This is a genomic window from Nitrobacter vulgaris (assembly GCF_031453995.1).
Taxonomy (GTDB): Bacteria; Pseudomonadota; Alphaproteobacteria; order Rhizobiales; family Xanthobacteraceae; genus Nitrobacter; species Nitrobacter vulgaris.
In genome coordinates this window covers 1-8,758 of the sequence record NZ_JAVDPZ010000066.1, presented here as the reverse complement: position 1 = coordinate 8,758, position 8,758 = coordinate 1, and the positions used below count along the sequence as shown (strand labels likewise).

General features: G+C 58.0%; 9 protein-coding genes and 3 pseudogenes. 6 read left to right on the top strand and 6 right to left on the bottom strand.

Translation table 11 applies throughout. The annotated features are described in order from the left end of the window. The first annotated feature begins 248 nt into the window (after positions 1 to 248). Entirely contained in the window at positions 249 to 575 is a 327-nt protein-coding gene (locus tag GGQ85_RS20235) for a glycosyltransferase (protein ID WP_374708943.1), read from the top strand. Between the two features lie 196 nt (positions 576 to 771). Beyond that, a pseudogene (locus tag GGQ85_RS20230) lies at positions 772 to 900 on the top strand (IS3 family transposase); the annotation flags it as partial. A 234-nt stretch (positions 901 to 1,134) separates the two neighbouring features. On the opposite strand, the gene GGQ85_RS20225 reads toward GGQ85_RS20230, so the two are convergent. Continuing rightward, the gene (locus tag GGQ85_RS20225) at positions 1,135 to 2,151 is read right to left on the bottom strand and encodes an IS110 family RNA-guided transposase (protein ID WP_309776012.1); all 1,017 of its coding nucleotides are present in this window, start codon (positions 2,149 to 2,151) and stop codon (positions 1,135 to 1,137) included. A gap of 65 nt (positions 2,152 to 2,216) precedes the next feature. On the opposite strand from GGQ85_RS20225, the pseudogene GGQ85_RS20220 reads away from it, so the two are divergent. After that, positions 2,217 to 2,369, top strand: a pseudogene (locus GGQ85_RS20220) (IS3 family transposase); the annotation flags it as partial. Between the two features lie 253 nt (positions 2,370 to 2,622). On the opposite strand, the gene GGQ85_RS20215 reads toward GGQ85_RS20220, so the two are convergent. Then, positions 2,623 to 3,648, bottom strand: a complete 1,026-nt coding sequence (locus tag GGQ85_RS20215; protein WP_309776011.1) for an IS110 family RNA-guided transposase — start codon at positions 3,646 to 3,648, stop codon at positions 2,623 to 2,625. An 84-nt stretch (positions 3,649 to 3,732) separates the two neighbouring features. Here GGQ85_RS20215 and GGQ85_RS20210 point away from each other — a divergent pair. Next, a pseudogene (locus GGQ85_RS20210) lies at positions 3,733 to 4,625 on the top strand (IS3 family transposase); the annotation flags it as partial. Positions 4,626 to 5,681: 1,056 nt separating this feature from the next. Here the strand turns inward: GGQ85_RS20210 and GGQ85_RS20205 are convergent. After that, the gene (locus GGQ85_RS20205) at positions 5,682 to 5,891 is read right to left on the bottom strand and encodes a cold-shock protein (RefSeq protein ID WP_079447074.1); all 210 of its coding nucleotides are present in this window, start codon (positions 5,889 to 5,891) and stop codon (positions 5,682 to 5,684) included. Between the two features lie 263 nt (positions 5,892 to 6,154). On the opposite strand from GGQ85_RS20205, the gene GGQ85_RS20200 reads away from it, so the two are divergent. Continuing rightward, on the top strand, positions 6,155 to 6,406 hold the full coding sequence (locus tag GGQ85_RS20200) for a hypothetical protein (protein ID WP_309776010.1): 252 nt from the start codon (positions 6,155 to 6,157) through the stop codon (positions 6,404 to 6,406). After that, on the top strand, positions 6,403 to 6,654 hold the full coding sequence (locus tag GGQ85_RS20195; RefSeq protein ID WP_309776009.1) for a hypothetical protein: 252 nt from the start codon (positions 6,403 to 6,405) through the stop codon (positions 6,652 to 6,654). Before GGQ85_RS20200 ends, GGQ85_RS20195 begins: the two co-directional genes overlap by 4 nt. A 322-nt stretch (positions 6,655 to 6,976) precedes the next feature. Here GGQ85_RS20195 and GGQ85_RS20190 read toward each other — a convergent pair whose 3' ends face one another. The 3 genes from GGQ85_RS20190 to GGQ85_RS20180 form a co-directional block, all read right to left on the bottom strand. After that, entirely contained in the window at positions 6,977 to 7,339 is a 363-nt protein-coding gene (locus GGQ85_RS20190) for a hypothetical protein (protein WP_309776008.1), read from the bottom strand. Between the two features lie 335 nt (positions 7,340 to 7,674). Next, a complete protein-coding gene (locus GGQ85_RS20185) occupies positions 7,675 to 8,181 on the bottom strand; it encodes an Hsp20/alpha crystallin family protein (protein WP_309776007.1) in 507 nt (168 codons plus the stop codon). Positions 8,182 to 8,276: 95 nt separating this feature from the next. After that, positions 8,277 to 8,758, bottom strand: a 482-nt coding sequence (locus GGQ85_RS20180; protein ID WP_309776006.1) for an Hsp20 family protein, incomplete at its 5' end; no start/stop codon positions are given.

Sequence of the window (8,758 nt, the reverse complement as noted above, 5' to 3'; positions counted from 1 at the left end):
GCCGGACTGGAGTCCCGACGGCGAGCTTGCCGCTTTCCTTGCAGCGGGTGAGCCGCCGATCTATGTCGGTTTCGGCAGCATGCCCGGCGTTGATCCGCAGCGGCTGACAGGCCTCGTGGTTGAAGGCCTAAGGCGCTCCGGCAAGCGCGGCCTGCTCGCGACGGTGAGCGGCGCGCTCGGCGACGTCGTTGCGGCGGCCGAAGACATACAGGTCATCGCGTGCGCCGCACGACCAGCTCTTTCCGCTTATGCACGCCACGTTCCATCACGGTGGCGCCGAGACGACGGGCGCCGCGTTGCGCGCCGGCAAGCCGACGGCAATCTGCCCCTTCTTCGGCGACCAGCCGTTCTGGGCCCGCCGCGTGGTCGCTCTTAGGGTCGGGCCGAGGCCGCTCAACAAGAAAGCGATGACTGCCGACGACCTCGCTGCCGCCTTCGGGGCAATGGACAATCCTGATATGCGCGCCCGCGCTGCCGATCTCGGTGCCGCTATCCGAGCCGAGAACGGCGTCGACACCGCCGTCGGTTTTGTTGCGGAAAGGATCTGCGCGGGGTTTAGGAATTTGTGCAACTGATAGTCTGTTTTGCGCCATGAAGGTCGCAACCCTTTTTTCAACGGGGGAACGGTCTCCGCCATTCAGTTTTCCTGCAGGAATGCGCGGCAGAAACGAAAGCGACTGGGGTGCTATTGGGGCTCAGGTCAAAGTGGTCTTCCCCCTGAAAAGTGGTCCTCCCTGAATTAGGCTATCAGCCGTTAGAGAGGACGTTGGAATGCCCCAGAAGAAGCACAAGGCGGAAGAGATTGTAGCGAAGCTGCGCCAGGTTGATGTTTTACTTTCGCAAGGCAGAACGGTTGGCGAAGCGGTTCGTTCGATCGGCGTGACGCAGTTTACGTATTACCTCTATGGACGGCTCTCCCGTTGCAAGTCGATTTTGAACTGATCCGCCTGGCCCGTTGCAAACATCTATCCGGCGTCACCCGATCAATCGGGGCGCCCAAATGGGGAATCCGCTCGCACCTGCCTCTACAGCTGGTAGGCCTCTAAGGGCCTCGATAATAGTCAGGCTCATGGCACGCCGGTCCGACCTGTGCGTCTCATTTCTCCGTCGTCTCGCAAACTCCCGGGCAGGCCTTCAGAAGGTGGCGCGGTACGGTTCGCCCGTTCGAAGCACGGCCCAGATAATCCGTGCGTTCTTGTTGGCGACCGCAACCGTTGCGCGGTTGAAGCCACGCCGCTCCCGAAGCTGGTTGACCCACTGATTGTTATGATCAGTCTTGTTGGGGGCCGTTCGGACGACCGCCCTGGCGCCATGGACGAGCAGTCTGCGCAGATGCTGGTTACCCCGCTTTGAGATGCCCATCAGCACGGTTCGATCTCCGCTGGAGAATTGTCGCGGAACGAGGCCGACCCAGGCGGCAAGGTGACGGCCATTCTTGAACTCGGACCCGTCGCCGACGGCGGCGACAATCGCAGTCGCCGTCTTTGGGCCGATGCCCTTGATCTTTGCGATGCGTTGGCACATCTCACTGTCGCGGAACACCGCATCGATCTTCCTGTCGAAGATGATGATGCGGCGGTCAAGGTCGCGGAAGAGATCATAGAGTTCGTTGAGTGCTTCGCGAGCGAGTACGGTTATTTCGTTCTCGACGTCAGACAGTATCTCCGGGATTATGCGGCGCGCTCGGGTGATGCTCTTGCCGATAGCGAACCCACGATCGAGCAGGAGACCTCGAATTTGGCTGACGACAGCGGTCCGGTGATTGACCATCCGTTGCCGCACACGATGCAGCGCCTGAATATCCTGCTGTTCGATGCTCTTCTTTGGGACGAGGGGAATGTGGGGTTGACGTGCGGCCGTACAAATGGCCTCGGCATCATTACCATCGTTCTTTTGCCGTCGCACGAACGGCTTCACATATTGCGGACTGATGATCTTCACCTGGTGCCCGACCTCCTCAAATTTACGAGCCCAGTAGAATGCTCCGGTACATGCCTCGATAACAATCGTGCATCGCTCGATCTGAGCGACCACTTCCAGAAGCTGATCGCGCATGACCCTCCGTTTGAACACGACCCCGCCACCGCGGTTCACACCGTGAAGTTGGAATACATTTTTGGCGATATCGATGCCGAGAACCTCAATGCTCATTGCAGCTCTCCTTCCTGTTGCAGGCTCTCAGCCTGAATGGTGGAGGGAGAGCCGTCCATCCCATTAGGTGGCGCAAGGAGTTTGGTGGCCTGAAGGGCGATCAGGTGAAACGCCTCAAGGATCTTGAGAAAGAGAACGACCGGCTGCGCAAGGCTGTGTCGGACCTGACGCTCGAGAAGCTGATTCTGAAAGAGGCTGCCTCGGGAAACTTCTTCTCTATTCGGGGCGCATGATGCAATCCTTTTTGCATGTCCACGATGTTAGAGATCATCCTGCGAGGCTCTTGCTTCTCTCCGAGGTCAGCATTTTGCAGCCTCATGATGGGATCAGAGGGAAAGGGCGGAGCCATCTAAGCCGCGCGGTCGTAAGTACGCCGCACGAGTTTCCTCGGTCTCACCCAATCCCGTCGTCCTCGCGGGACGCCTCCTCCAGCGTGGAGGAAGTTGAATCGGTTGTCGTTTTCCTCTGTGATTAGGTTGTAGCTGCGCTCCAACGGAAGTCGGTATCATCCCTCCACATCCGGTGAAGTATGACCGCGAGCTTGCGTGCAACTGCGACCATCGCCTTTTGCATTCCGCGCCGGCGCGCCACTGCAATGCCCCAGGCCTTGAGCGGGTTCCAGCGACCTGGACCAGTTAATACGACGAGAGCTGCTTCATAGAGACTGGATCGCAGCATCACATCCCCAGATCGGGAGATGCGACCCGTCCTGGAGATCTCGCCGGACTGATAAATGCGCGGCGTAAGTCCGTAGTGAGCACCCACGCACTTGGATCTTGAGAATCGCGCGGGATTATCGACGCACGTTCGGAACGTGAGAGCGACGATCGGTCCGACCCCTGGCGCGGACATCAGGCGGCGACAGACCGGATCGACCTGCACCAGATCAAGCAGCATGCGGTGAAGTTTAGCAAACTGAGCTCGTAGAGCTGCTCGTGCCTCTAACAGCGGAGCGACGATTGCAGCAACGAACGAATGATCTGCAACGAGCTCACGGATACGGTCCTCAAATTTGATTTTGCCAACCACACCAACCTTGAGTCCGAAATTACGCAGCGAGCCCCGCAGGTCATTTTCGATGTCATAAATCTTCCGCTGCAGCAATTTGCGAGAGGTCAGCAGAAGTCTTCGATGTTGGCTGGCGGGAGTTTTGACGTGGACCGCCTTGAACAGCCCGACCCGCATCATCTGGGCGATCCCGCGGGCGTCGTTCCGGTCGGTTTTGTTGATGCGTGCCGAGAGCGCTGCATGCATATGCCGGGTCTCGACACAGATCGCCGCGAGGCCAACGTCGACGAGACCAGCATAGATCCACTGGGATAATGGTCCTGCTTCCAATCCGATCCGCTCGAAAGGCTGACCGAACTCGTGCAAGCGACCGGCTATTGCCGCTGGTGCACTATCAACCATCGTCTCGAGAAGGACTCGCCCGTTCGCGTCCAGGACGCAAATAGCGGTCGTCTTCACGGAGATATCGAGGCCAGCAAACAGTGACATGACGGGCTCCTTCGATGTTGAATACGGAGCTTCAATCTCGCCTCGCAACGGACGCCTTGGCGAGGAAAACCCCGAATACCCCATCTGAGCCCTTCCCGGCGCCGTCGCTGCGTCGACCATGTCATGGTGAAGTTCTCCGTTTCGGAGCGCTTTTCCTGCAAGGTTCTAGGCCAGCATCGCTCGACCCAGCGCAAGACGCCGAAAGGCCGAGCAGATGAGGAGGCGTTGACCGCCGACATCATCCGGCTCGCCTCCCGGTATGGCCGCTATGGCTATCGCAGGATTACGGCGATGCTGCGCTCCGAGGGCTGGACGGTGAATGCCAAGCGCGTCGAGCGCATCTGGCGACGGGAGGGGCTGAGGGTTCCCCAGAAGCAACCGAAGAGAGGGCGTCTCTGGCTGAATGACGGATCGTGTATCCGGCTTCGACCGGAGCACCCCAACCATGTCTGGTCCTATGACTTCGTCGAGGATCGGACCCACAATGGCAGAAGTTCCGCATGCTCAACATCATCGACGAGTTCACCCGGGAGTGCCTGGCGATCCGCATCGATCGCAAGCTCAACTCCACCGACGTCATCGCCGCCCTGTCGGATCTGTTCATCCTGCGCGGTGTGCCCGGCCATGTTCGTTCCGACAACGGCCCGGAATTCATCGCCAAGGCCGTGCGGGAGTGGATCGCGGCTGTCGGCGCAAGGACCGCGTTCATCGAGCCGGGCAGCCCTTGGGAGAACGGCTACTGCGAGAGCTTCAACTCGAAGCTTCGCGACGAACTCCTCAACAGCGAGATCTTCTACAGCCTCGCCGAGGCAAAGGTCATCATCGAAGCATGGCGGCGCTATTATAACACCGAGCGGCCTCACTCATCGCTCGGATACAAACCACCGGCACCGGAGGCCATTGTCTGGTCTTCAAAGCCAGCCGGATCGCTTCCACCAGCAGCGCAAGCAATGGCCGAAAAGCCCATCATGCATTAAGACTGAAACCGGACCACCTCATAGGGGCAGACCAAAATAGTTCCTCGCGCACCGGAGAAGTGCTGTTCCACGGTGCTGCTCGAGCGCGGGACCATGACCCTCTGTGAAAGAATGTCTGAAGCATTCGCGCCTTTCCGGCTGCACGGTTGGCGCCGCATGCGAGGGCAAACTGTCGCCCGGCCGAGAACGATTTATTAACAAGGCCGTAGCTGCGTTTCCGTAGACCGGATTCGTTCTTGAGAACGAAATAGAGTCAAACCCAGAACTTCACAAACGGGCTTCGCGCATGCGGCGAGCGATGTACGGTTTCTTGGGGAAGATTCCAAAATGGCTGCTCAGAATCATTTCTCAGCAACGCCCGGTCGAAGATGTGGCCGGCGTGAAGCCGATCCTCTCTGCCCTAAAGACCGATACGGCGAAGCGGGATGGACTCGATGAGATGCCATTAACTTATGGCATCGACCTTAGTACGGATCCTCGTTTCCGCATTATAGACCTCCACGCGGAGCATCGGAAATCTTTCTAAAAGTTCTTCGCCCGCCGCTTTGGCAGCTTGCTCATCGGCAAAGTTACCCTTGAGCTTTCCGTCCACGACCATTGCAAAACCCTCAGTCGGGATGATGTCCGCGCGCTGAGCGTTCCGGGCCGAAGCTCCTCCAACTGAGTTTCGTTCGGCTTATGCTTAAAGGTTTTCATGGCTACCTGATTTGTGGGGATCGCGTTTTGTGTGCCGATTCGCGATTCCAGCATCGCGGCTCATATTGCGGCAGCGAGATCCTATCGTCCGCATTCAATGGACATGTCGCGACTGAGTTTTTACAAGTCCAATTGCGGCGGAATTCCACGCCAGCGCTGCCGTTGAACGTTTCGTGTTCAGTTCTTTCAGGCCGAATAGCTGCCGATCTAAGGTGCAAGCGCCGCACAACGAGCAAAACACCGCCGGCTTTGCGGCCGGCGGTCTTCATCGCACTTCGATAACATGAGCACACCTCTGAACGAGGACACGCAACCGATCCAAAGGTCCCAGTACATCCGTGGGCACCCCAAATCGGCGAATTAATCGACGCGAAGGTTTTCAGCGCTGGTCTTGCCGCGCATGCTGTCGGTCTTGGCTTCGAACGAAACCTTCTGACCCTCGTCGAGGGAGCTCAAGCCAGCGCGTTCGACCGCGCTGATATGAACGAAGATATCCTGCCCGCCACCGTCAGGCTGAATGAAGCCGAAGCCCTTTGTCGCGTTGAACCACTTCACTGTTCCAGTTGCCATTTGTAATCTCCAAGATGCGCAAAAGCGCGTTCGCTCGCACGACCTCCGTGCAAGCTTGATCCGAGTTCAGCGATGTCTTGGGGAATGGAGCCGGTTTCGGCGCGGTCAACAAGCCAGAGGGACAGTTCGAACCTCACCCATCTATGGTCACTTAGGGAAAATACAAGGGGCCGGTCCAATCCACATTTGGGCACCCTGCGTTATGAGGAAAGACTCAGAACTAATGAATAGCTATTGGACCAGAAAGGGCGCACGCTCATGGAATGTCGTCGCAAACGCAATTTCTCGTGCAGGCCTTTAATGCCGCAAAAGGCGATCAGTTGAAGCCAGACAGGCCGATTGTGTGTCGATCAGCTGAGGGCGCCCGTCGAACCGCGCAGAGGCTCGCACTGTCCAAGGCAGGCGTCGTTGCCTTCTCCATAACCTCTGATGATGAAACCGGCGACTATGACGAGAAGCCGGCGATCTTTTATCGGGAAGGACAGATCCCCGACGAATTTAGTGAGATGCCATGATGGGCGCGCTGTCGGTGCTATTTTTTGAAAACGGATTACCAGATCTTCCGATAATCCTGATCGAGCCGCATCGAAATCAGGAAGGGCTTTGGCGCATCAAGTTCTGCTACGCCGACGATGAGCCGCTCTCCATGAGTTCGGCTCAAGCTTCGGCGCTGGCCGGTAACCTTCATCAAATGGGCGAGGCCCAGTTGGCCGCCGAGATCAACGACGCAGTGCGAAGCGCGAAGCGCTACTGCTTGATGTGAATGTGTCTGTTAAACGAGGCGCGTTATCAACGAGTGGAGAAAGGAAGAGAAAAAAACCGATGACACGTTAATAAAGATTGCGGACACCGTCGTAAAACGCTGAAGGACAGACTTAAAATCAGCAGAGGTCAGCTGAGGAAAGATGGCAAGGAGCTGTTTAGCTAAACCCCGATTTAGACGGCCCGATGGGAAATCGTATAGGTCCCCGCCAGCATTAAGTTATCGGTTGATGAGCGTATTACCGGTACGCCTCTTCAGGGATCGCGGGTCCCGATGTATGCGAATGGTTCCGTTCCGACTTCGAACCGAGCCGTCGCACCAATCATTTCAATCCCCATATCGCGTACCACAGGCTGACCGCGGTCGGGATCCACCCAATCGCCGAACAAAGAAACGCGGCCACCGCGCCATAAGGCGAGACGGATAGGAAAACCACGGCAAAGGCCACCATCGCCACACTGCCGAGCGCAGCGGCTTTTCGGCCCCGGCACTCTCCGCGACCTCCCGCGTCCCGCTTGCGACGAATTTCATGCCGTTCGATCAACGTTGCACTGGCGTAGAAATTGCCGGCAGTGCCAAGAGAGCCCACCGATCGAAGCGCCAAACGCGGAGCTGATAAGTCCGGTGAGCACAGTGCGGCTCCGCCCAACGCGAAGCGGATGAGATATTCGTAACCATCGTCCATCGGAAAGCGATGATGTCGAGAGCTCGATCTGCATCGCTATCCTCGAATAATGGCGTGCAAACCAAGGGCAACGAGCAGCCATAGCGGGAGCGAGGCCAGTGTAGCTGTTAGGGCTTTGGCGCGGGTACTCATCAGGATCTGGTAAACCGCGACACGTAACAGAGCAAGGCAATGCCTCCGAGAACCATTGAGCTTGCCTGAACGGCGGCATAATGGGAGCCGTGTTGAGCCCAGGCGATGCCCAGAGTGGCGAGAGCAACGGAGAGAGCAGCGCCGAACAGTCCCGCAAAGCCGGGGCCGGCGGTGCTTTGCCGGGCCGCCGGCCCCGCTGATCGTCAGCTCTTGATTGCGATGCGCTTCACCTGTGACTGAGCCTTAGGACTCTTAGGAAGCACCACGTTCAGCACACCGTTTTTGAAGTGCGCCTCGATCTTGTCTTCCTCGACCTCGACCCCGAGCGGGATGCGCCGCTCAAAGTGACCATAGAAGCGCTCAGAGAACTGCTTCTCCTTGTCCTCGATTTCGGAACGCTTCTCACCCCTGAGCGTCAGCACACCATCGTCGAGCAATACCTCGACATCCTTTTCTTCGAGGCCGGGGATCTCGGCCGTTACCTTGATTTCCTTCTCACTGTCGGAGATTTCGACATTCGGCCAGGCCCCATTGAAAGAGGACAGCGAGCCGAACGCTGGCAGCCGACCGTCAAAGCCACGGAAAACGTCGTCGAACAGCCGGTTCATCTCCCGGTGCAGCGAGAGGAACGGATTGCGATCGTCATCGCGAAACACCGTAGGAACCTGATGGTTGGAGCGGCCCCACGGAATCAGATCACGAACACTCATGATTATCTCCTTTCCTGGTTCTCTCAGTTCGTAAACTTTCCCTTGGCGCCGGCACACGGTCCGACGCCTTATGGAAGCTCCGCAGACGAGAGGCTTTAGGCGGCCTGCTTCTCGGCCTCTATCTGCTTGTTACCGGCCTTTGGCAGCCCCTCGCCCGCGGCGATGGCGATGCGGCGCGGCTTCATCTCCTCGGGAAGCTCACGCTTCAGCTCGATGGTCAGCAGCCCATTTATGAGGCTGGCGCCTACGACCTTCACGTGATCAGCAAGCTCGAAGCGGCGCTGGAAGGCTCGTGCGGCAATACCGCGATGCAGATACTGCCCGCCCGCTTCCTGGTTTGACTTCTGGCCCGCGACCAGCAGCATGCGGTGGTCCGTCCGACGATGCGCTTTGTCGAGATAAGACAGGAAGCGCAAATCGATCTGCAGGCGCTTCATCGGATCCGAGACCGGATCTCCGCAAACAGAATACAGCTTATCTGTCAGATGCGCGCCTTTTGTCTGGAATATGGAATCGCGATGCGGCCAGGGGCTGGCGTCTTCAAGCTCGACATGGCGCGTATCCTTGCCGACGAGAC

Bases quoted from the DNA above. Each gene is read 5' to 3' on its own strand.
- GGQ85_RS20205 (WP_079447074.1), bottom strand. From the start codon at position 5,891: ATGGCAACTGGAACAGTGAAGTGGTTCAACGCGACAAAGGGCTTCGGC.
- GGQ85_RS20185 (WP_309776007.1), bottom strand. From the start codon at position 8,181: ATGAGTGTTCGTGATCTGATTCCGTGGGGCCGCTCCAACCATCAGGTT.
- GGQ85_RS20195 (WP_309776009.1), top strand. From the start codon at position 6,403: ATGATGGGCGCGCTGTCGGTGCTATTTTTTGAAAACGGATTACCAGAT.
- GGQ85_RS20235 (WP_374708943.1), top strand. From the start codon at position 249: ATGCACGCCACGTTCCATCACGGTGGCGCCGAGACGACGGGCGCCGCG.
- GGQ85_RS20215 (WP_309776011.1), bottom strand. From the start codon at position 3,648: ATGTCACTGTTTGCTGGCCTCGATATCTCCGTGAAGACGACCGCTATT.
- GGQ85_RS20225 (WP_309776012.1), bottom strand. From the start codon at position 2,151: ATGAGCATTGAGGTTCTCGGCATCGATATCGCCAAAAATGTATTCCAA.
- GGQ85_RS20200 (WP_309776010.1), top strand. From the start codon at position 6,155: ATGTCGTCGCAAACGCAATTTCTCGTGCAGGCCTTTAATGCCGCAAAA.
- GGQ85_RS20190 (WP_309776008.1), bottom strand. From the start codon at position 7,339: ATGGACGATGGTTACGAATATCTCATCCGCTTCGCGTTGGGCGGAGCC.